At 45.2% G+C, this 22,265-nt stretch carries 17 protein-coding genes; 11 read left to right on the top strand and 6 right to left on the bottom strand.

Going from position 1 to position 22,265, the window contains the following annotated elements:
• Positions 1-16 precede the first annotated feature (16 nt).
• The 5 genes from ACSLP7_RS02900 to ACSLP7_RS02880 all read left to right on the top strand — a co-directional run bounded on the left by ACSLP7_RS02900 (position 17) and on the right by ACSLP7_RS02880 (position 8,545).
• Entirely contained in the window at positions 17-1,096 is a 1,080-nt protein-coding gene (locus ACSLP7_RS02900; RefSeq protein ID WP_435577918.1) for an AMP-binding protein, read from the top strand.
• Between the two features lie 66 nt (positions 1,097-1,162).
• Positions 1,163-1,615, top strand: a complete 453-nt coding sequence (locus ACSLP7_RS02895) for a hypothetical protein (RefSeq protein WP_291186387.1) — start codon at positions 1,163-1,165, stop codon at positions 1,613-1,615.
• 200 nt (positions 1,616-1,815) lie between these two features.
• A complete protein-coding gene (locus tag ACSLP7_RS02890; RefSeq protein WP_435577917.1) occupies positions 1,816-4,023 on the top strand; it encodes a TonB-dependent receptor plug domain-containing protein in 2,208 nt (735 codons plus the stop codon).
• Between the two features lie 66 nt (positions 4,024-4,089).
• Positions 4,090-7,188: a hypothetical protein gene (locus tag ACSLP7_RS02885; RefSeq protein WP_435577916.1), complete on the top strand. Its 3,099-nt coding sequence runs from the start codon at positions 4,090-4,092 to the stop codon at positions 7,186-7,188.
• 34 nt (positions 7,189-7,222) lie between these two features.
• A complete protein-coding gene (locus ACSLP7_RS02880; RefSeq protein WP_435577915.1) occupies positions 7,223-8,545 on the top strand; it encodes a M24 family metallopeptidase in 1,323 nt (440 codons plus the stop codon).
• On the opposite strand, the gene ACSLP7_RS02875 is transcribed toward ACSLP7_RS02880, so the two are convergent.
• The 4 genes from ACSLP7_RS02875 to ACSLP7_RS02860 form a co-directional block, all read right to left on the bottom strand.
• Positions 8,542-10,098, bottom strand: coding sequence for an amidohydrolase family protein (locus ACSLP7_RS02875; RefSeq protein WP_435578015.1), 1,557 nt, complete (start codon positions 10,096-10,098; stop codon positions 8,542-8,544). The two genes, ACSLP7_RS02880 and ACSLP7_RS02875, sit on opposite strands and share 4 nt — an antisense overlap.
• Positions 10,099-10,167: 69 nt before the next feature.
• Complete coding sequence (locus ACSLP7_RS02870; RefSeq protein ID WP_435577914.1) at positions 10,168-11,427, bottom strand: MFS transporter; 1,260 nt, start codon at positions 11,425-11,427, stop codon at positions 10,168-10,170.
• 1 nt (position 11,428) lies between these two features.
• Entirely contained in the window at positions 11,429-12,487 is a 1,059-nt protein-coding gene (locus ACSLP7_RS02865) for a redoxin domain-containing protein (RefSeq protein WP_435577913.1), read from the bottom strand.
• A gap of 36 nt (positions 12,488-12,523) precedes the next feature.
• Entirely contained in the window at positions 12,524-14,152 is a 1,629-nt protein-coding gene (locus ACSLP7_RS02860) for an acyl-CoA carboxylase subunit beta (protein WP_435577912.1), read from the bottom strand.
• Positions 14,153-14,299: 147 nt separating this feature from the next.
• On the opposite strand from ACSLP7_RS02860, the gene ACSLP7_RS02855 reads away from it, so the two are divergent.
• From ACSLP7_RS02855 to ACSLP7_RS02830, 6 genes are all read left to right on the top strand, one after another.
• Positions 14,300-14,836 (top strand): NADPH-dependent FMN reductase, encoded by a 537-nt coding sequence (locus tag ACSLP7_RS02855; RefSeq protein WP_435577911.1) that lies wholly within the window; start codon positions 14,300-14,302, stop codon positions 14,834-14,836.
• A 3-nt stretch (positions 14,837-14,839) separates the two neighbouring features.
• Positions 14,840-15,277: a MarR family winged helix-turn-helix transcriptional regulator gene (locus ACSLP7_RS02850; protein WP_435577910.1), complete on the top strand. Its 438-nt coding sequence runs from the start codon at positions 14,840-14,842 to the stop codon at positions 15,275-15,277.
• Between the two features lie 15 nt (positions 15,278-15,292).
• Entirely contained in the window at positions 15,293-16,171 is an 879-nt protein-coding gene (locus tag ACSLP7_RS02845; protein WP_435577909.1) for a pirin family protein, read from the top strand.
• Between the two features lie 94 nt (positions 16,172-16,265).
• Positions 16,266-16,448: a CAL67264 family membrane protein gene (locus tag ACSLP7_RS02840; RefSeq protein WP_272832119.1), complete on the top strand. Its 183-nt coding sequence runs from the start codon at positions 16,266-16,268 to the stop codon at positions 16,446-16,448.
• Positions 16,449-16,460: 12 nt separating this feature from the next.
• Positions 16,461-18,152, top strand: a complete 1,692-nt coding sequence (gene ettA / locus ACSLP7_RS02835; RefSeq protein WP_291187625.1) for an energy-dependent translational throttle protein EttA — start codon at positions 16,461-16,463, stop codon at positions 18,150-18,152.
• On the top strand, positions 18,152-18,844 hold the full coding sequence (locus tag ACSLP7_RS02830) for an HAD family hydrolase (protein WP_435577908.1): 693 nt from the start codon (positions 18,152-18,154) through the stop codon (positions 18,842-18,844). Before ettA ends, ACSLP7_RS02830 begins: the two co-directional genes overlap by 1 nt.
• A 2-nt stretch (positions 18,845-18,846) precedes the next feature.
• Here the strand turns inward: ACSLP7_RS02830 and ACSLP7_RS02825 are convergent, their stop codons facing one another.
• Both ACSLP7_RS02825 and ACSLP7_RS02820 read right to left on the bottom strand, forming a co-directional pair.
• Positions 18,847-19,617, bottom strand: coding sequence for a hypothetical protein (locus ACSLP7_RS02825; RefSeq protein ID WP_435577907.1), 771 nt, complete (start codon positions 19,615-19,617; stop codon positions 18,847-18,849).
• Positions 19,618-19,688: 71 nt separating this feature from the next.
• A complete protein-coding gene (locus ACSLP7_RS02820) occupies positions 19,689-22,199 on the bottom strand; it encodes a VPS10 domain-containing protein (RefSeq protein ID WP_435577906.1) in 2,511 nt (836 codons plus the stop codon).
• Between the last annotated feature and the right edge of the window lie 66 nt (positions 22,200-22,265).

Genomic DNA, 22,265 nt, shown 5'->3' with positions numbered 1-22,265 from the left:
GTATTCCCCCTAAAACATGGTTGTGCATCCTGATTTTAAACTCAACGGTCTGAGCTACGAGAGTCCTCAGGATCTCTTAGAGTTTACCGCTGTGTTAAAGCAGCAAGGAGCAGCCCATGAAATGGCCTTAGCCAGTTTCTTAAGTGAGTGGGGAAATAGTGAAGATCATATCATTGCCACAACTTCTGGTTCCACTGGAACGCCCAAGCCTGTGAAGCTGTCCAAGGCGGCAATGATTCACAGCGCTAAGACCACTGGTGAGGCTTTAGAACTAGGTCCAAAGACAGAGGCTTTACTCTGTTTGTCTTCAGATTATATTGCTGGGAAAATGATGATTGTCCGGGCCTTGACCTTAGGATGGCATTTACACGTAGTTGCGCCCTCTATGGAAGCATTGACGGAGTATGATTCGGCCTATGACTTTGTGGCCATGGTTCCAGCCCAAGCCATGCATTCTATCACTGCCTTGGAAAAGGTGGGGACCTTGCTTATAGGCGGAGGGATGGTTTCAAATCAATTAGAGCAAGCCCTTCAAGGCGTTGCCACCAAAGCCTATGTTTCTTATGGCATGACCGAGACGGTTAGTCATATTGCGCTTAGAAGATTGAATGGAGCAGCTGCCTCTGAGAATTATAAAACGGTTTCTGGAGTTAGTCTTTCCTTAGATGCTCGTGGCTGTTTGGTTATAGAGGCTCCGGGTATTTCCTCGGTTCCTGTGGTGACCAATGATTTGGTGGATTTGATCAGTGAAACCGAGTTTAAATGGTTGGGGCGTATTGATAACGTGATCAACTCCGGAGGGATAAAGATCTATCCAGAACAAGTGGAATCGGCCTTAGAGGAACAATTGGATGTGCCTTTCTTTGTCGCTGCGGAGCCAGACCCAGTTTTGGGACAACGCGTAGTGCTAGTGGTAGAGAGTCCTTCTCCAGACGGCCGAGCCTCAGGGGTCCATAAAGATCTGTTTGATGGCCTTCCCAAATACTCTCGCCCTAAAAAGATTTACGGCGTTTCTAAATTCAGATACACGGAAACGGGTAAGATCCGTCGCAATGAGATCTTGTCTTTACTGCAGAATTATCCTAAGAAAAGTTAATCCTTGGTATGGTTTTTGACTTTTCTGAGTGAAATTTAAGATATTTGTACTCTAAAAGTTAGACTGATGAAGTTGAAGAATTTACTCCTTATCACTATTTTGATCTTCGGATCGTTAGGTACTGCCGCCGCTCAAAACCTCGGACAGATCCAACGTGGACAACGCGGATATGTACCGCCACCACTTCCAAGGGACCAAGGTGCCATCGCCATTGAAGACACCTTAGAGGATATTGATGAGAAGATGGACCTCTATGAAACGGAGTTTGAACTAGATGCTTTTGAAAAGGCAGTAGTCAAAAACTACATTGTAGAATACGAAAAGGAGAAAATGGGCATTATGGCTGATGAGAGCATCACCTATGATGTCAAACAACAATCCTATAAAAAACTAGACGAGAAGCTTTCTGGCAATCTGGTCACTGTGCTTACAGAAGAGCAGGTGGCGCGTTTTGGAGAATTGCACTTCGGTGACAAAAAGAAGAAAAAGAAGAAAAAACGTCGAAACAGAAATAACTAAAAAAAAAGGGCCTTGAGCCCTTTTTTTTATGCCTTTAGTTACTGATTTGTGGGTAAGCCTTTAACGGGTTTAACGAGCTTTTGCGATATCCTTTGTTTTTTTGAACTTAAGCGGAAGACTGTGGTAACTAAAGAGAATATCAATTATCTTTAGGGGACTGGTACCATTTAATCCGCTTGGACTAACTAACCATTATTGATATGAAAAGACTTGTTCTCCTCTTTACCCTTACGTTATTATGTTTGGCCTATGCTCCAGCTCAAGACACTGCTGGAGAACTTACACTCCTATACGATACTTCCTATGATATGCAAGACAAGGACTTTGCGGCAGAACTGCAGTTCTTGGACTCTTATTTCAATCAAAACCCAGAGATTAAGGTGCGCTATATAGCCTTTAGTAATACCGTCATCCAAGAAGGAAACTATACGATTACAGGAGGAAATTGGACCGGTTTGCGTCGGGAACTGGAACAGAGCATTTACGACGGTGCAGGTAATTATGATAACCTATTTGATGGAGTTAATTCTGACGTGATCTTGGTGACCAACGGACGCGCAGACCTTCAATCATTCCCGTCAAATTTTAAGCATAAGATCAATGTGATCTGCAGTGTGACCAATTCCAATCAAAAAGGCTTGGAGGGCCTTGCACTGCGCACAGGAGGGACTTTTTTCAATGTTTTCGCTACCACTAAGGAAGTTCCCTCAGGAGACGGCATCATCACCGTTAGTGGAACTGTAGCAGATGGAAATGGCGCTTTAGAAGGAGTGTCGGTTTTTAATCGTGAGACTGGAGCGCGTACCCTAACCGATGCCTCAGGGAATTACAGCTTAAATGCTAAGATCAATGGAATCTTAGAGTTTACCTATGTCGGTAAGAACAGTCTTTTGACGCGCGTACCCGAAGACGGCAAAAAGAACGTCCAAATGATCGCTGGGAGCGAGGTTTTGGATGAAGTTATACTGACGGCCACTCTAGAGTCTAACGAGGATGAGGTCAACACAGGCAATATGCGTGTAGCTAAAAAGCGCTTGGGTTATTCTGTAGAAACTATTACAGACGAAGCCATCAGTGATCAGGATATAAATCTTGAGACGGCCATTCAAGGGCAGTTTTCTAACATCAACCTTAAGAACGATCAAGACATCTCTCAGTTCCTCTCTCGTGGAAACAATATGAGTATCTTATTGGACCAAACAGGGCTCATTGTAGTAGATGGCGTGCCCATTGAAAGCAGTCCTGGCGCTTTGAGCGGTGTTACGACAGGGAACAATGGAATTGGAACACTAAACGACCGTTCCATCTTTGGTCAAGGCGGTTTGTTAGATCCGGCAAACATTGCAGACATTACGGTATTGAAAGGCCTTGCCGCAACCAATAAATATGGAACTCTAGGAAGAAACGGAGTGATCTTGGTGACCACTAAAACGGCTGCAGTAAGTAAAGCCACCACTCGTGATAGCGCCATTCCTTTGGGAACCACAGCGACTTATACCGGATCTGCGGAAGATATGGCTGCTTTGCCAGACACGCCTTATATGAAAGCGCTGCAACGCGCCAAAGATATTGATGAGGCTTATAACATTTATTTAGAGCAGCGACAGCGTTATGGACGCAATTCTTCCTTCTTTATTGATGCTGCAAGTTATTTCAAAGATTGGAACAATGCAGTACTCGTCTCTAGAGTTTTATCCAACGCGAAACTGGTTGCAAAAACGGCCAGTGAGTTACGTGCTACGGCCTATCAATATGAGAACTTGGGTCTCTTTAATGAAGCTGTAAGTATCTATCAGGAACTTGTTGAGGCTTGGCCAGAACAGATTCAGAATTACCGCAACTTGGCTTTAGCGCAAGAAGCTGCGGGAATGCCTAAAGAAGCTTTAGAAATTTACAAAGCCATTGACAACAAAACCTTAGCGCAAAACGGTCAGTTGGGGAATTTGCAAACCACTTACGTAAAAGAATATAAGAATCTTTTGTTCCGCCACAGACGCAATTTTGATCTTAGCGGAGTACGCGACTTTTTCAAGAGTAATGTAACCCTTAGAGCACGAGTGATCTTTGAATGGAGCGATTATGATGCCGCCTTTGACTTGCAGATCGTGAATCCGCAGAATCGTTTCTTTACTTGGAAACACGATCAAACCTCCGATGCCTTCCGCTGGGCGGACGAGCAATCTTTAGGTTATGGGTTGGAAGAATTCTTTATGACCAATCAGGACGTGGGCGAGTGGTTGTTCAATGTCAACTATAAAGGCAAGATCACTGGAGATAACGCTTTGCCGACTTATTTGAAGGTCACGGTTATTTATGATTTTGGAACGCCAAACCAAAAGCAGGAAGTTCAATTGGTTCGTCTTGAAGATCTAGGAAAAGAACAGACCGTACTTAAGGTGAATCTATAGGCGTCTCATTTTTTTTGTACCTTGAGCTAAGCTTTCTGAATGTCCCTCCCCGCATAATTTTATACTATGCAAAAATGGTTTCTTAAAGGGCTCAATCCGCTAGTCATTCTGTGGATATTGCTTTCACTGATCCTGCTCTTCTGTACAGCAAAATTTAGACTCAACGATTATATCGCCGCACCGCAACACGGCAAATTTGAGAATTTTGATCTGATCACCAAATACATCGTCAACAACGGTAAACTCCTGTGGTATCGCGCCTTTTTTATTGTCGATTTTATCTGGGCTTTGGTCTTTCTATCACTGCTGGTCAATATAGTGATGAAGATGAACGGTATTAAAAGCAGTGACCTCAGAACCCGCAAATTTGGTCTGATCCACGTATTTACCATCGTAGTTTTCTTTGCCTACGTTTTTGATGTCATTGAAGGCTTTTCTTATCTTTTTTACTGGAAGGGATGGGCTTCCTTCTTTTCCGATGCTAAGTTTGCGGCCTACGGGCTTACTATAGGACTCTTTCTCTATTGGGCCTTAAAACGATATGTTTTTACAGACTTCCGTTCGTGGTTCCGGTTCTTTCAAACCTCTATTCTAAGTATACTCTTTATTGCTATTGTTTACCTCTTACTTACGGCCATGCCGCAAGGAGGAACGCTAATTGTGGATATGTTCAACAATCCTTGGAATATCGTTTTACTGTTCGCGTTGTTGACTTTTCTAGCGATCATTCTGAGTCATTTCCCGGTTTATGTCGATATCTGGCTCCACGGTCATAAAACGGGGATAAAACTATTCATGGCAAAGACCTGGCATCGATTTGCAGGTTGGGGGATCATCTATTACGGAACCCAATTATTGCCTGGAGAAAAGCCAGTGATCAGTTTTGGGAATAAGCGCGTAAGTTCCCTTAGAAGAAGCTTGGGGATTCTCTTGTATATAGCCATGTTCCATATTATTCTCGGAGTGGCAGAAGGTTTTTACGGCCTGTATTTCAACGCTTCGCAGATCACCGCGTTCTTGCTGATTCTATCATTAATCATTTACGCTGCAAAAGGGCAGGAGTACACTTTTTGGAAAGAGACCTTGACAGATCCAGACTGTTCTGATCTACAGAAACAGGAAGTGGTTAAAACCATAGTACGCTATGTGAACCGCTTCCCTAAGTATTTCGCCTTTTGTCTGTTTATGGTTGGATTGACCACGGTTTGTGCCATTTATTTTGGCTGGAGCCGCTGGACCGTACTCTTCTTCTTGGTCACTTTAGGCCTGCAGATGTTCCTGTACATCTACTTCAAACTCTGTCGTACTTATTTTAAGTATGTGTTCTACTCTCAGGCTTTGTATGACTACAATCCGGATATGTATGACGAGAATCGCAGACAGCTCTTTTTAAAGTATCATCCCAAACCAAATCTAGGCAAACAATGGTATCTCAAACAGTATGGGAAACTCAGTGATAACGTGCGTTATTTGATCTTGATGCAGATCAGCGGAGTATCGTCTTTTGTAATCCTGTTAGCCGCCAATTTTAGTTTTGATCTGGCGCAGGCTTTGAATCCACTGGTGATCATTTTGCTGTATATCATCTTGTTCTATTCGATCATCATCATCACCTTTAAGCATATACTATTCTATCAGCGCAGTGCTACCAGCGTTAAAAAGTATCGCGAGTGGTTCCGCTACGGAATACCGGTTTTGGTGATCTTACTTATCGGTTGGGCCTTTTACAGCACCTCATTACCCAATGACTTGCACGAACTCGCCGTAATTGAACGGGAAAAGCCACAGGTCAATTCCGATAAATACTTGGAAAAACGCACTCAGGATATTCCCAATGGCGGCAAACGCAACTTTTTCTTTGTAGGTTCCTACGGAGGAGGTCTTAAGGCCAATTTGTGGAATATGCTGCTGTTCAATGAACTGGACAAGCGCAGTGAGGGTAATTTTAGTGCGGAGACCTTGGTGATGAGTGGGGTGTCCGGAGGTGCTGTGGGAATTGCGAATTACGCTTCCATTGTCAATGAGAACGACGATCCAGCGGCTAGAGCTCGCGCCATTTACAATATTGGCACCTCGAATGTATTGAGTAACGAGCTTGTTTATCTTTTGGGTAAGGATTGGATCAGAGAATACATACCGCTAACCTATAATGGCAAGGATCGCTCGTATAAGAGTATGCAAGACCATGCCCGTTACACAGGCATGGGGGATCGCTACCATACCACAACTTTTTCTGATTACTGGTGGGAATTACAGCAAAAGCGCAAAGGCAAGTTCCCAATTCTGATTATGAATACCACCTCAACCATTGGGCGTCAAGGGGTAGTGAGTACGGTTAATTTTGCGCCAAACACTTTTCCGGCAGCAGACAATCTCTCCGATTTCAAAGACAGCTGCGGGGAATGTGGATTGACCTATTTTGGTGCAGTCTCTACCACCAATCGTTTTCCTTTGTTTAGCCCATCCGCAGAGATCCGTGGCAAAGGAACTTATGTAGACGGAGGATATTTTGAGAATTCGGGCATGCTGAGCACCTTGGAGATCTATGAAACCCTCAAAGCAGAATCTGGGGATTATCACACCAAGATTCAACCGGTCTTTGTGAATATTATAAACTCCTTGGATTATTATGTCGCCTACAAAGTACTTGAGGATTGGAATTTTAAAAAGGTCACTCAAGAGAAGTCGGGTGAACTGGCCGCCATCTTAAATACTGTGGTCTCCATTGATAAATTACCGCGTTACGTTTTTGATAAGATTGAAAAGAAAGGATTTGTGGTGGAGCCAATCATGATGCCGCATCGCATTACGTATGAACGCGTAAAAGCCGTGCTGCGTGGCGACGTGGATGATCCTGTCCGGCTAATGAAGTACATCAAAAGGCATAACGATACCATAAGTTGGGTGCTGCGTGACTATGAAAATTATGACCTGCGTCAATGGGGCGTGGTAGAACCTCCATTAGCGCGTGTTTTAAGCGAACCTGCGGTGCGTTATCAAGAAGCCATGGTGTTCTTTCATCCGGAGGTACAACGGGCGCTGGCGCGTATTGATGCCTATCTGAATACTCCAGAGATCATTGACAATTCCTTCAAGCAACGCATTCAACGTAGCATAAGAACGGACAGTCTGATCAATCCGTATCAGAACATAAAGAAGCAATAGTTGTTTCGTATCTTTAGGCTTTAATCCAGCCATCATGAGAATTTTAGTATTTGTCGCTTTTTTGCTGACACAATCTGTTTTCGGTCAATACGAGATCCTTTCAGAGCGCGAACGTGCCAACCTAAGAGATGAGATCCTTGCGGATCGATTCAACAACCTCTTACCAGAACTCATGGACCGAGCTGGAATCGATATGTGGATCCTAATTTCTAGAGAGTATAATGAAGATCCAGTAATGCGGACCATGTTGCCTGCCAAGTGGTTGAATGCCCGCAGACGGACCATATTGGTTTTTTATCGAGACGCTGCTAATGGAACCATTGATAAATTGGCTGTGGCGCGTTATAATGTGGGCGAGAACATTCAGTCTGCTTGGAATAAAGAAGAGGAGCCTGATCAGTGGAAGGCTTTGGTACGTTTGATCAAAGAGCGCAACCCTAAGAAGATTGGGATCAATACTTCTGATTACTTCGGAATTGCTGATGGTCTTGTCAAGACCGATTATGAGGGACTCTTGGAGGCTCTGCCTCCGGAGGAAGAAGCCAAGTTGGTATCCGCAGAACCTTTAGCGATAAGTTGGATAGAGACCCGCACACAAATGGAGATGGAGCTTTACAATACCTTGGTGCAGATCACTCACGATATTATTGCAGAGGCCTTCTCACGTAAAGTGATCACTCCTGGAGAGACCACTTCTGATGATGTGGTTTGGTGGATGCGTCAAAAGGTGACCGACCTTGGGTTGGAGACCTGGTTTCACCCAACTGTGGATATTCAGCGGAGTGATGAGGCGCTTAAAAGTCATATAGAGTCTTTTTCCAATGGTTATAAGGACAAAACCATTATGCCGGGGGATCTGTTGCACTGCGACTTTGGAATTACTTATGTCGGACTAAATACGGACTGCCAACAACACGCCTACGTATTGAAAGAAGGGGAGACAGAGGTTCCTAGTTATTTGGCAGATGCTTTTAAACTTGGAAATCGCTTGCAGGACATACTCACTGGTAATTTCGTAATCGGGCGCAGCGGGAACGAGATCCTTTTAAAATCCTTAGGAGAGGCCAAAGCAGAAGGTTTGCGTCCGTCCATCTACACACACCCTTTAGGAACTTACGGCCACAGCGGAGGACCGACTATTGGCATGTGGGATTCTCAAGGAGGTGTGCCAGGAACAGGCGATTATCCGCTATATCCCAATACCGTATACGCCATTGAACTCAATACCACAGTCCGTATTGAGCCTTGGGATAAAGACATTCGCGTTATGCTTGAAGAAGCCGGATTTTACGGGCCTAAGGGCTTTAGATACGTCAATGAACGCCAAGAGGCTATCATTACCATTCCAGGCAATTAATCTTTGATTCCAGGCTGCTTTAAGGTAAACCCTTCCGCTTCTTTTGCGGCGTCTACCATGGCTTTTACGTCTGCCAATAAGGCTTTGGCGTCATAGATGATCCCGTCTTTGATGGTGTATTTTACGCCACCTACGCGGACCACTTCATTATCTTCCGTCAGTTTGATCGCGCCTGTGCCGTAAAGTACTTTTAGATTCTCAAGAGGATTTTCTTCTACGATCACAAAATCAGCCAGCTTTCCAATCTGCACAGAGCCAAGGTCTTGATCTGCACCTAAGGCTTCTGCTCCGTTTAAGGTTGCAGATCGGATCACTTCTAAAGGATGAAATCCAGCTTCACGCAACAATTCAAGTTCTCTGACGTAAGCAAAACCGTAGAGTTGAAAGATGAATCCGCTATCAGAACCTGCAGTAACGCGACCTCCACGATTTTTGTATTCGTTAATGAAAGTCATCCAAAGGCGGTAATTCTCCTTCCAAGCAACTTCCTCTTCCGTACCCCAAAAGTGCCAGTAACTTCCATGAGAAATCTTACTGGGTTGGTAAAAACGCCACAGGGAAGGCAAGGTGTAGTCCTCATGCCATTCCGCTCTGCGCGCACGCATCAAATCTCTACTAGCTTCATAAATATTGAAGGTTGGATCTAGTGTAAAGTCTAACGAAAGCAGTTCTTCCATTACTGCGTTCCAGTGATCAGAATAAGGTTCTGCAGCTTGTTGCCATAGTTTCCCGGCTTCACCAAATCGGTGTTGTTCATTCTGATAGTTGTAGTCCAGCGGATAATCCTGTACCGTCCGATCATCAAAGAGCGCTTCAGGTAAGCCGTACCAGTGCTCCATACTGGTCAATCCTGCTCTAGCAGAGTGGAGTACATTCCAACGCGCCACACTCATTTGGGCGTGATGCATGGCAGAACGTAAGCCTAGCTTGCGATTTTCATCCAAGGCCGCTGTCATGATCTCGGGTTCTGCTCCAAAGAATTTAATACCGTCCGCACCGCGTTCTGCATTGGCTCTGACCCAGCGGCGGGCCAATTCTGGAGTTGTAATTGGTACATCATCCAAAGGGTTAAAACTGCTTGAAGTCTGCCCGAAACCTGTATATGCAAATATTCTAGGAGCAATAATGCTGTTTGCTGCTGATCTTTTCTTCAGATCTAAAGCCCAATCAATCCCTCTACCAGAAGGTTCTCGAACCGTGGTGATACCGTGCGCCATCCACAGTTTAAAAACATAGTCCCAATCGGCACCTTGAGCCACACCACCGATATGTCCATGCATATCAATAAAACCAGGAAGCAGATACATGCCTGTGGCGTCTAGTTCCCGCCCACCGGCTTTGAGTTTTGGTCTGCCAGAATCTTTAATCTCCACCCCGGGATATCCGACAACTTGAATTTGGGTAATTCGGTTTCCTTCGACTACAATGTCGATAGGACCTCTTGGCGGAGAACCATCGCCGTTAATAAGGGTTACGCCGCGAATGATAAGTTGGTCGTAAGGCCCTTCACCTTCGGTTTGGGCATAGGAAATGAGTGTGAAGCATAAAGCCATGACAAGGCCAATGCATTTTGTGAATGATTTCATGAATGGTTGTATAGTTGCAACCAAAAAGGTACGGATTTATTTTCGGTTGATCCGCAGCAGTACTAAAGAAGCTAAAAGTCCCACAAGAGCAAAACCTCCCAGCATTAAGAATACGTATCGGTATCCTTGTGCTCCCGGCCAATTGTCAATTAAATAACCCATAGCCGGACTGGTGAAGATATCGGGTGTATATCCGATCAGTGAAATTAAACCTACCGCTGTCCCTGTGAGCAGCACGGGAACCTTACTTTCTTTAAGCGTTGCAAAATAGAGCGCGCGCGCGCCGTAGATGCCGGTTGCACAGAGCAGCACGCCCATGACAAAGAAATAGGTGGCATCGGCCTCAATGAATCCGAAGCCAAACAAAGCAGCACCAATCACGCTCAGAACAAAACTGATAGTCAACCAGCCGGTAACGCGACTACGATCGGCTAAAAAACCAAAGAGCAAGCCCGTAATTGGACGTAAGTAGAGCAGGGTAGCGCCAGTCTTTGCTGCATCTACCTCATTAAAGGCCATAACGTCTCGCGCGTAGCGAGAGAATACATCGGTCAATTTATAACCTACGTAAGCAGATAATATGATGATCATCAAAAGCCAAACCGCAGGAATTTTAAGAACCGTCCAGATATCCTGCCAACTGATCTTGCTGAGTGTGGTTTCGCCTTCCGTATCCGATTTCATAAAAAACCATACCAAAACTCCAATTACACTGACAATGACCGTGGTGGTGTAGATCACGTATGAAAATACCTCTTGACGCTCTGCTGGGCTTATTTCGGTGATATCCGCAGAAGAAAAAGCAGCTAAGATCCAAATGCCCATAGAGGCGAAAAGCGCTCCGACTAAACCGCGTCCACCGTCAAGAATACCAAAGGCGCGGCCTTGACTTTGATTGCCACCCCAAACGCGCGTAGCCTTGATCATGGCAGCCCAAAACAGAAAGATGGTAGTGAAACCCCAATATCCAAATAGGATCTTTAAGCCTGTTATTGAAGGGTAGCTGGCCATATACAAGCCGCCAGCGGCAGTTGCCCACAGAGAAACGGCCATTAATTTTCGAGCGGGATATTTATCGGCTAGCGGTCCGCCAAAAACATAGGCGCCAAAGGCGACAATTCCATAAATGGATTGGGCCGTGCCAATTTGAAAGTTGGTGATCTCAAAGGCATCTAAAAAGGTCTTTCCAAATACGCGGATCAAGACAAAAGGCAAAATAAAGACTGCCTCTCCCGCTAAGATCAATAGCAACAGGTAAACGCTTCTTTTAATGCCTGGAGAAAGGGTAGTGCTCAAATTATTTTAAGAATCGCGCTTGTAAATCGTGTAGTTTGATATCGGCTTCAACTATCGTGCCCGTGCTGTCTATCAAGATGTTGCTCGGAATTGCTAGCAGGTAGAACTGCTCTGCCGTTGGACTGTCAAAGCCTAAGGTATCTGCAACCTGTTGCCAATTGAGTTCATACTTTTCAATGGCAGCTTTCCAGGCCGTGGTATCCTCATCTATGGAAACCCCGAAGATCATGAGGTCTTTGCGTTCGGTATTGGAAAGTAGTTCTACATATTCCGGCATTTTCTCCAAACAAGGTCGGCACCAACTCGCCCAAAAATCTACGAGCGTATACGCACTCTGCGAAGGATCTAAGGCAGTGAGTTCACCTTCTGTGTTGACGAGCTCAATCTTGCCAATTGGCTTTCCGGGAGCGTAACGGGTATCCTTTACGATCTTATTATCAATCAACATCAAATCATCAGGGCTTTGAACGTCCTTGTCCAATACTGCTAAAAGCTCCTCTGTTCTGGCGACTGTCAAGTACTTAGGGCCTAAGGTGAAATCTGCTAATAGTTTGCCTGAGTAAGGATGCGAAGGATTTGCCTTCACAATTTCCACCACCTTGTCAATGATGAGCGTATTGTAATCTGGATTGTCTTGAATGCTTTTGCGATAGGTTTGAAAGTTAGCCGAGAGCTCATCTCCGTAAGATCCCACAATAGAATCCGAAGTAAACATATAATAAGTTTGGTCTCCAGAAGGCTGAGAGGCTGTAGTTAAAAAGATCTCGCTCGCTCCTGGCTCGATATAAAGATAAGCTACACCAGAGGGCGGCTGCATATGCAAATATCCTTGTACTGGGTAAGGTACTTCCCCATTAAAGCTAAAGCGTCCGTTCTCTACTTTCACGGAATCTTTTACCCGATAGGTCGAGTCTCCTGGTTGGGTGTAATTCAAAAAGAGATAACCGTCATAATCACTGATGGTTCCACTAATAGCATAGGTCTTGGGTTCTTCTGCTTCTTGGCAAGCAAAGAAGGTAACTGCCAGTAGAAGTAGGGCAGTCCATTTGTTTGTGCTCATTTAATAGATTGTTTAGCTAGTACTCTAAGATACAAACTAAACTTGAAGCACTCCCATGTTAAAAGGCTTTTCTATAGGCGCGTGGTTCGCTGCTTCAATCCCCATGCTGATCCAGGTTCTGGTGTCCATAGGGTCAATCACCGCATCTGTCCAAAGACGTGCAGCCGCGTAATAGGGAGAGATCTGCTCGTCATAACGCGCTTTGATCTTGTCGTATAGCGCAGACTCTTCTTCTTTGGAGATCTCTTTTCCGGCCTTTTTAAGCGATGCAGTTTCAATCTGCAACAATACTTTAGCCGCCGAGTTTCCGCTCATCACAGCCAGTTCTGCGCTTGGCCAAGCAGCGATGAGTCTTGGATCATATGCTTTCCCACACATGGCGTAGTTTCCGGCTCCGTAAGAGTTTCCAATGACGATGGTGAATTTAGGCACCACACTGTTGCTCACAGCATTCACCATCTTAGCACCGTCCTTAATGATTCCGCCGTGTTCGCTTTTGGATCCCACCATAAAGCCGGTTACATCTTGCAAGAATACCAACGGTATTTTCTTCTGATTGCAATTGGCTATAAAACGCGTGGCTTTATCTGCGGAGTCGCTGTAGATCACTCCCCCGAATTGCATCTCTCCTTTTTTAGTTTTGACGATCTTACGCTGATTGGCAACAATACCAACGGCCCAACCGTCAATTCGAGCATAACCGGTCAAAATGGTTTGCCCGTAACCTGCTTTGTATTCTTCAAATTCTGAATTGTCAACCAAGCGCTCAATGATCTCGCGCATGTCATATTGCTCGGCGCGAGAGGCGGGCAGTAGGCCAAAGATCTCCTCAGCGTCTTTGGCGGGTTTACTTGCGGCTATTCTATTGAAACCAGCTTTGGGATTCTCTCCCAGCTTGCTCATTAAGTTTTTAATAGTTGTAAGAGCGTCAGCATCATCTTTGGATTTGTAATCCGTAACGCCAGAGATCTCGCAATGGGTAGTGGCTCCGCCCAAAGTCTCATTGTCTATGGATTCACCAATGGCTGCTTTAACCAAATAGCTTCCGGCAAGGAATATGCTTCCGGTCTTATCTACGATCAAAGCCTCATCGCTCATGATTGGAAGGTAAGCCCCACCTGCTACGCAACTTCCCATAACTGCAGCGATTTGGACAATACCCATACTGCTCATGACCGCATTGTTTCTAAAGATGCGTCCAAAGTGTTCTTTATCCGGGAAGATCTCGTCTTGCATCGGTAGGTAAACCCCAGCACTATCTACCAAATAGATTATAGGAAGCCGGTTCTCAATAGCAATCTCTTGCGCTCTTAAATTCTTTTTAGCGGTAATGGGGAACCAGGCTCCAGCCTTCACAGTGGCATCATTGGCTACAACCACACATTGCACGCCTTTCACATAACCGATCTTTACCACCACGCCTCCAGAAGGACAGCCACCGTGTTCTTGATACATGCCGTCTGCAACAAAGGCACCGATCTCAATACTTGATTTTTTATCATCTAAGAGGTAGTCAATACGCTCACGGGCAGTCATTTTGCCTTTGGCGTGGAGTTTTTCAATGCGCTTTTCACCACCGCCTAATTTGACTTTTGCCAATCGAGTTCTAAGGTCAGAACGGAGTAATTTATTGTGGTCTTCGTTTTTATTGAAGCTGAGATCCATGAATGTGAATTTTGTCAAAATTACGAAATACCAAGGGATTCCAGAGGTGTGGCAACCATAAATCCTTTTAAAATATTTACATGGAAATAGTTTCCTTGGAAAATAAATATTTTATTCCTAAATTTGTACCATAAACACAATCACATTATGAAGAAGATAATCGCCTTTGGGGCCAGTAACAGTAAAAATTCGATCAATAAACAACTCGCAACTTATACTGCGAATCAATTAGCGGGTGCAGCCGTTGAGGTGCTGGACTTGAACGACTATCCACTTCCGATGTACGGAATAGATCGGGAACAGGAATCAGGAATTCCAGAGAATGCTCAAGCATTTTTGAATAAGATCAAAGCTGCTGACGGAATTGTGATCTCCTTTGCGGAGCATAATGGAGCTTATGCTTCAGTCTTTAAAAACCTCTTTGATTGGATGTCGCGTATTGACGGCAAACTGTGGTCAGAAGTCCCTATGTTTTTGATGGCGACTTCTCCTGGAGGACGTGGAGGACAGACGGTCTTAGATATTGCAGCAGGCCGTTTCCCGTATATGGGTGGAAACATTGTTGCTAAATTCTCGCTACCGAGTTTTGGAGACAATTTTAGTGAAGCAGGTATTGCTGATAATGACTTGGCAGCCACCTTTAACGAGCAGTTGAACTTATTTGAAGCAGCTGTTAAAGGATAGGAGATGGGTGATATTTCTAAAGAAATACAATCAAAATTCAGCTCCGATCGGGTCAAGGCCTTGATCAACGTGATGTATACGGCCAATTGGATCAACAATCACCTAAACACCCGATTTAAGCCCTTTGGCATCTCTCCACAGCAGTACAACATATTGCGGATTTTAAGAGGAGCAGGAGGCCCAATGCCGACGCAAACGGTTAAGGAGCGTATGATCGACCGGGCGCCAAATGCCACAAGACTTATGGACAAACTCTGCGGCAAAGGCCTTATGGAACGCAAACCCTGCGCTACAGACAGACGTGTAGTGCATGTAGAAATTACCAAAGCCGGTTTGGCTTTGTTGGATGAGATCGGAAGCGATCCAAATACTCATCTGCTTAAAAACTTAAGTCAGGCAGAAGCGAAACAGCTCAGCGCACTGCTTGATAAAATTAGATAAGAAAGGAAACAAAAAATGAAACGAGCAAGTGTAAAACAATTAGGGCAAAGTCCTTTTGTAAATATGGGACCTATTGAACTACGGCAACCCATCCCAACGCGCAGTATTGAAATGGTAGACCCATTTGTATTGTTGCATCATTACGGACCCTATGAGATCAGTGCGGAGTCTAATCCCTTTGATCTTGGGCCACACCCACACCGCGGTTTTGAGCCCATTACCTTTTTGATCCAGGGAGAACAGCTCCATCGTGATTCTTTGGGTAATGAAAGTGTTGTGAAAAGTGGAGACGTACAATGGACCACCGCCGGGCGCGGTATTATCCATGCGGAAGGACCCACCAAAGAATTCGTAGAGCGCAGCGGAACCTTAGAAGGAATTCAGCTTTGGCTCAATTTACCGGCCTCCAAAAAGATGATACCAGCGAATTACCAACACGTTCGCGATGAAGATTTTGCAGTCTTTCAAGGTGAGGACGGATTATCTGCCGTACAAGTCATCGCAGGTCAATTGGGAGAGACTCCAGGAAAGATCGAAACCCAAACTCCGGTGAATGCTTATATGATTAAACTCCAAAAAGGCGCTGAATTGAATTTGCCTTTGGCCCAATCACATTATTCGCTTTTGTATCTGTTGCACGGAGCTGTAAACGTCAATGAGCAGTACAATTTGATGGAAAAGGCAGACCAATTAGTCACTTTTGAACAAGACGGTGATGGCTTTTCTTTGAAGGCCACAGCAGACGCTCAACTTTTGTTTTTGAGTGGGGAACCTTTCCATGAGGAGATCGCTAGTTGGGGTCCATATGTGATGAATACACAGACGGAGATCATGGAAGCTCTAAGAGACTATCAAATGGGCAAAATGGGTTACCTGTCTGTAACTGCGGGATAAGGATTAGGAACCTCCGCATCAAAGCAGCCTTCGGGCTGCTTTTTTTGTTAAAAATGTGCGATATTTGTCTTCCTCGCTAAAAAACTAAAAACGTATGGGAATGAACAAGAATACTGTCTTGGCATGGGCCACGACCATCATGATCTTGGTGGGCTTAGGACTAATCGCCATGGGTGCCTTTAAGTATGATGATGTAGCAGGCTGGGGCTTTGCAGCCGTAGGTATAGGATTTTTTTGTATTGCCTGGGTATTCAATGCCCTCAAAGGACGCGTATAACACACCAAATATATGAGTGACGATAAAAAGGTCATCTTTTCGATGTCCGGGGTTTCTAAAACCTACCAATCAACCGGAAAACAAGTATTAAAAGATATTTATTTAAGCTTCTTCTACGGAGCCAAGATCGGGATCTTGGGTCTGAACGGAAGTGGTAAATCCACCTTAATGAAGATCATCGCAGGAACGGAGAAGAACTACCAAGGAGATGTAGTCTTTGCTCCAGGTTTCACTGTGGGTCTGTTGGAACAAGAACCACAACTGGATGAATCCAAAACGGTCATTGATATCGTTAAGGAAGGTGTTCAAGAAGTGGTGGATGTCTTGGATGAGTACAACAAGATCAATGATATGTTTGGTTTGCCAGAGGTTTACGAGAATGCTGATAAGATGCAGGAACTCATGGACAAACAGGCCAAGCTTCAAGATAAGATTGACGCCACCAATGCCTGGGATCTAGATACTAAGCTGGAGATCGCTATGGATGCGCTTAGAACGCCTCCGTCAGATACACCGATCAACGTACTTTCTGGAGGGGAACGTCGCCGTGTTGCTTTGTGTCGATTGCTTTTACAAGAACCAGACGTACTGCTGTTGGATGAACCTACCAACCACTTGGACGCAGAATCTGTGCACTGGTTGGAGCACCATTTGGCGCAGTACAAGGGAACGGTGATCGCGGTAACGCACGACCGCTACTTCTTAGACAATGTTGCCGGATGGATCCTTGAGCTCGACAGAGGTGAGGGTATCCCTTGGAAGGGTAATTACTCTTCTTGGTTGGATCAAAAATCCAAGCGTTTAGCCCAAGAGCAGAAACAGGCCAGCAAGCGTCAGAAGACCTTAGAGCGTGAATTGGAGTGGGTGCGTATGGCGCCAAAAGGACGACAAGCCAAACAAAAGGCACGTCTGAACAATTATGATAAACTGATGAGTCAAGATCAGAAACAACTTGACGAAAAACTAGAGATCTACATTCCTAACGGTCCGCGTTTGGGAACCAACGTTATTGAAGCTTCTGGGGTTTCTAAAGCCTACGGTGAAAAACTGCTTTATGAGGATCTGAACTTCAACTTACCTCAAGCCGGTATTGTCGGGATCATTGGACCTAACGGGGCGGGTAAGACCACCATCTTTAGAATGATCATGGGAGAGGAAAACGCAGACAAAGGAACCTTTAGCGTTGGAGACACCGTAAAACTCGCTTATGTAGACCAAAGCCACTCCAATATTGACCCGGAGCGCAGTATTTGGGAGAATTTCTGTGATGGACAAGAACTCATTATGATGGGCGGAAAGCAAGTGAATTCAAGGGCTTATTTAAGCCGATTCAATTTTGGTGGAAGCGATCAGAATAAAAAGGTGAGCACCTTATCTGGTGGAGAGCGGAACCGCTTGCACTTGGCTATGACTTTAAGAGAGGAAGGCAATGTTTTGCTGCTGGATGAGCCTACCAATGACTTGGACGTTAATACCCTTAGAGCCTTGGAAGAAGGTTTGGAGAACTTTGCGGGTTGTGCCGTAGTGATCTCTCACGACCGTTGGTTCTTGGATAGAATTTGTACACACATCTTAGCCTTTGAAGGAGACAGTCAAGTCTATTTCTTTGAAGGTAGCTTTAGTGATTACGAAGAAAATAAGAAGAAGCGTTTGGGCGGTGATCTGATGCCAAAACGTATCAAATACAAAAAACTGATCCGCTAGTGGATTTGCAAAACCTCAAGGCCATTGCCTTTGATGCAGACGATACCCTTTGGGTGAACGAACCGCTTTTCCGTCAAGCTGAAGAGCGGTTCTGTGAACTCATGGAACCCTTCGCAGACAAGGAAGACTGCAATCGGGAGCTCTTTGGGTATGAGATGCAGAATCTGCCGCTTTACGGTTACGGTATTAAACCTTTTGTGTTATCGCTCATTGAGGCCGCTATGCGTATTTCAGACGACAAAGTTCCGCTTAAAGTGATCGATCAGCTCATTGCGATGGGGAAAGAGATGCTGGAGGCTCCTGTAGAGGTCCTTGATGGGATTGAAGATACCTTAGAAGGCCTGGTGGGCAAATACCGCTTAGTAGTTGCCACCAAAGGAGATCTGTTGGATCAGCAACGCAAACTCATTAAATCAGGTTTGGAGCCGTTCTTCCATCACATTGAGATCGTATCGGACAAAACCCAAAAAGAGTACAATAAATTGGTACGTCATTTAGATGTTCGCAATAAAGAATTCTTAATGGTCGGAAATTCTGTAAAGTCTGATATCCTGCCTGTTTTAGAGATCGGTGCCTATGCCATTCACATTCCTTTTCACACCACTTGGGAACATGAAGTGGTTAGAGAACCCGTGGTTCACCCCAATTTTAAAGAGCTCTATCAAGCGACAGAATTGCTAGAATTACTGTAGCATCAATTAGCTGGCGCGGCCAATAGACCTTTTAGCCGTGTAATGATGCTTTGCAATACGGTAAAGATGGCATCCGAAGAAAATCCGCCCAACAAGGCCAACACGCTTTTGTCAAATAGACTGATGGAATCAGCAGAGCCTCCCGCAGGAACCACAATGATCTCCGAAACTAAAAGCCCGGCAATGACTCCAAGGACAATAAGTGCCATATAGTAAATGGAATCTTCTGCAATTAAGGTCCCGTTTTTAACTGCGGAGCTGACCGTTTTCAGCAAATAAAAGGCAACGCCTAGGCCAGAGATCGAGGCCAAAAAGACCAAGTTTAAAAGCAAACTGCGCCCTTCATTATCTAATACGCCTTTATCCAGTGAATCATTGTTAACCTCTGGAGATAGGGCTGTGAAAACAAAACACGCCAGAAAGACTAAAGCTAGGAGCATTAAGTTTCGCACCAAAGGGAGCCTTCTAAAAATAGACTTTTGCTGCTCGTCTTTATACAGGGCACGCGTATAGCGTATACTTTTTGGCGTGGCAGGACTGATGTTCTTCACCAATACATTATGCGCGTTGATCAGATCTTCTACAGAGCTGTTTTCTATAAGACCTAATAACTGAGTGTCTATGGGAATGGCGTTGCGTGAGGCATAGCCTAACATACAGTTGATATCACTGCTGAGTTGCGCGGTGATCTCTGGGCTGATTCCAGATTTGGTCGTGTTAGTTTTAGTGGTTTTTGGTTTTGCTGCGGATGTGGCTGCGGTGGCGGTAGTCATGGTGATCAGTTAAGGGTTGGCAACTAAAATAGCTCCCAACCCATAACCAAACACGCGTGTTTTTACTCGATTTAACGCTGAACCAAAAGTTGTTTAGATGCAGTCTTGCCGTCTTGCTGCAGTTTTACAATATACTGCCCAACCTGTACATCATCAATGCCAACTTGAACAATTCCGTTTTGCGGAAGCTGCTCAAAGGATTTTACAACTCGACCGTTGAGGTCATAGATCTGTCCCTGAACTTTGGCGCTGGATGGCAAGCGAAGTTCCACCGCCGTACTAGCGGGATTCGGGTAAAGAATCACCTGTGCCTCCAAGGCTTCATCGGGACTACTCAGTACCAACTGATCCAAATCATAGCTGTACATAGAACGCCCAAAGGTCCCTACAAACAAGCGGCTCGTTGGCACGTGTAATTTTAGGTCTCTGATGATCGTTGGAGGTAAATTGGTTCCTAAAACTTCCCAACTTGCGCCATCGTTTTGAGAGTACCAAACCCCCGCGTCTGTTCCCACAAAAAGCACATTGGCTTCATTGTAAATAACAATTTCATTGGTGGGAATACTCGGTAGGTTGCTGGAGATGTTCGTCCAATTTTGACCGCCGTCTGTAGTTTTAAAGACATGTGGATCGTAATCCAGCAAACTAAAGCCAGAAAAGGTGACATAAGCGGTCATATCATCGTCTGGGTCAATGGCAATAGCGGTTACATATCTATTGGGCAAACCGTCATTGATGAGTTCCCAATTGGCACCGCCATCGGTGGTGATGTATACATTACCATCATCGCTTCCCGTATAGATCACATCCAAGTTGTTGTAGGAAGGAGCAATAGCCGTCAAGGTTCCGTAGGAGAAGGCTCCGCTGGGATGCTCTCCATCAGTAAGGTCAGGGCTAATAGGACTCCAACTCACCGCGTTGTCTGAAATGTATAAACGATTGGCTCCGTAATAAACCTTATTAGAATCAAAAGGGGAGAGCACCACAGGTGTGTTCCAGTTTCTTCGGTCTGATGGACTGATTCCAGCAGTAGCAGAAACAAAGGTGAATCCTCCATCAGTAGATCGACCCAAACCTCCAAATTGAGACTCTGCATATACCAACAGATTGTTGTTGGGATCTACATTACAATGGAATCCATCGCCACCCCAAATAGGAGTCCAGTCACTGTCCCCATCGGTCAGGGTTCGTATGGTATTGTTGTCTTGTGTACCTCCGTAAAGACGCGTAGGGTCCGTAAAATCAACCTCAATATTGTAGAATTGTGTGATTGGAAGGTTTAAGAATTTATTCCAGGTGTTTCCTCCGTCTGAGGAGGTATAAGCGCCACCATCGTTACCTGCAAGGATAAAATTCGGATTGGAAGTTGAGAAGGCCATGGCGTGATGGTCTACGTGCATACCAAAGACCTCATTCCAATCGGCTCCGCTATTGTTGGTTCTAAACAAACGCTGTCCCAAGACATAGACCTGATCTGGATCAGTAGGAGAGACCCTTAGGTTTCCAAAATACCAACCAAAGGAAGCATTGATAAACGAAATATCGTCCAAAGCCACTAAGCTCCAGGTATCTCCTGCATCTTCGGATTTATACAGCCCGTCAAAGTTGTTTGTTATGGGATTGGTGGTGTAGGAGGCGTAAATGACGTTTGGATCAGAAGCTGAAATACTCAGCCCGATTCTTCCTGTTTCTGTTGATGTCGCCGGCAGTCCATTGCTAAGCAATTCCCAAGTGTCTCCGCCATCTGTGGATCTGTGAATCCCAGAGGTCACTCCAGCATAATCGCGCTGCCAGGGTTTGCGCGTACGTTCCCACATGGCGGCATAGAGAATGTCTGTATTCACGGGATTCATGGCTACATCGATCGCTGCTGTGGAATCTGTGACAAAAAGCACCTTTTCCCAAGTGTCTCCAGCGTTTAAGCTGCGGTAGATTCCGCGTTCGCTATTGTATCCGTATAATTTCCCTGTAGCGGCCGCGAAGATGCGGTCCGGGTTTGATGGGTCTACCACAATGCGCCCGATGTGATCGGTATTTTCTGGTCCGATGGATTCCCAATTGTCTCCACTGTCTGACGAACGATAGATCCCATCGCCAAAGAACGCACCAGAAGTTGCACTGGCATTGGCTTCTCCCGTACCTACATAAACGCGAGACGCATCACTAGGTGCAATGGCAATGCTTCCAATAGAAGGCTTTCCAATAACGTCAAAAATCGGCGTCCAATTGGCTCCACCATCTACGGTTTTAAAAACGCCGCCCACGGCGGTGGTTATGTACATAATATCGTCGCTGTCTGGTGAGATGGCCGCATCGGTGATCCGTCCTCCTGTGTTGAGCGGGCCTTTAAGCGTCCAAAGGTCGGTGCCTGTAGCAGCTTTATTGACTAAGGCCTCTTGATATTGCTCCACTGCGGCATCCATGGCCTTGGCGTTGATCAAATTGTCTGGATAGGCGCGCTGTAGATACATCCATTCGTTCGGATAGGTCTCTACATCGGGGCCTTGAGCCGTGGGTTCTGTATTTTCAGAACAGCTGATTAGGGTAGCGCCCAGCAAAAAGGCGAGTAGTGTAGGTTTCAAAAGCATCTTTTTTCTTTAAAGATATTAATTCTCAGGAATTTATAAATAGGGGTTTTTCATTGCTTT

Origin of the sequence: Gilvibacter sp., from assembly GCF_965601605.1 — a bacterium.
Taxonomy (GTDB): domain Bacteria; phylum Bacteroidota; class Bacteroidia; order Flavobacteriales; family Flavobacteriaceae; genus Gilvibacter.
The sequence above is the reverse complement of the archived record's forward strand: the minus strand, read 5'-3'. Positions and strand labels throughout refer to the sequence as shown.

Bases quoted from the DNA above. Each gene is read 5' to 3' on its own strand.
- ACSLP7_RS02865 (WP_435577913.1), bottom strand. From the start codon at position 12,487: ATGAGCACAAACAAATGGACTGCCCTACTTCTACTGGCAGTTACCTTC.
- ACSLP7_RS02825 (WP_435577907.1), bottom strand. From the start codon at position 19,617: ATGACTACCGCCACCGCAGCCACATCCGCAGCAAAACCAAAAACCACT.
- ACSLP7_RS02890 (WP_435577917.1), top strand. From the start codon at position 1,816: ATGAAAAGACTTGTTCTCCTCTTTACCCTTACGTTATTATGTTTGGCC.
- ACSLP7_RS02845 (WP_435577909.1), top strand. From the start codon at position 15,293: ATGAAACGAGCAAGTGTAAAACAATTAGGGCAAAGTCCTTTTGTAAAT.
- ACSLP7_RS02855 (WP_435577911.1), top strand. From the start codon at position 14,300: ATGAAGAAGATAATCGCCTTTGGGGCCAGTAACAGTAAAAATTCGATC.
- ettA (WP_291187625.1), top strand. From the start codon at position 16,461: ATGAGTGACGATAAAAAGGTCATCTTTTCGATGTCCGGGGTTTCTAAA.
- ACSLP7_RS02850 (WP_435577910.1), top strand. From the start codon at position 14,840: ATGGGTGATATTTCTAAAGAAATACAATCAAAATTCAGCTCCGATCGG.
- ACSLP7_RS02880 (WP_435577915.1), top strand. From the start codon at position 7,223: ATGAGAATTTTAGTATTTGTCGCTTTTTTGCTGACACAATCTGTTTTC.
- ACSLP7_RS02860 (WP_435577912.1), bottom strand. From the start codon at position 14,152: ATGGATCTCAGCTTCAATAAAAACGAAGACCACAATAAATTACTCCGT.
- ACSLP7_RS02875 (WP_435578015.1), bottom strand. From the start codon at position 10,098: ATGGCTTTATGCTTCACACTCATTTCCTATGCCCAAACCGAAGGTGAA.
- ACSLP7_RS02885 (WP_435577916.1), top strand. From the start codon at position 4,090: ATGCAAAAATGGTTTCTTAAAGGGCTCAATCCGCTAGTCATTCTGTGG.
- ACSLP7_RS02895 (WP_291186387.1), top strand. From the start codon at position 1,163: ATGAAGTTGAAGAATTTACTCCTTATCACTATTTTGATCTTCGGATCG.
- ACSLP7_RS02900 (WP_435577918.1), top strand. From the start codon at position 17: ATGGTTGTGCATCCTGATTTTAAACTCAACGGTCTGAGCTACGAGAGT.
- ACSLP7_RS02840 (WP_272832119.1), top strand. From the start codon at position 16,266: ATGGGAATGAACAAGAATACTGTCTTGGCATGGGCCACGACCATCATG.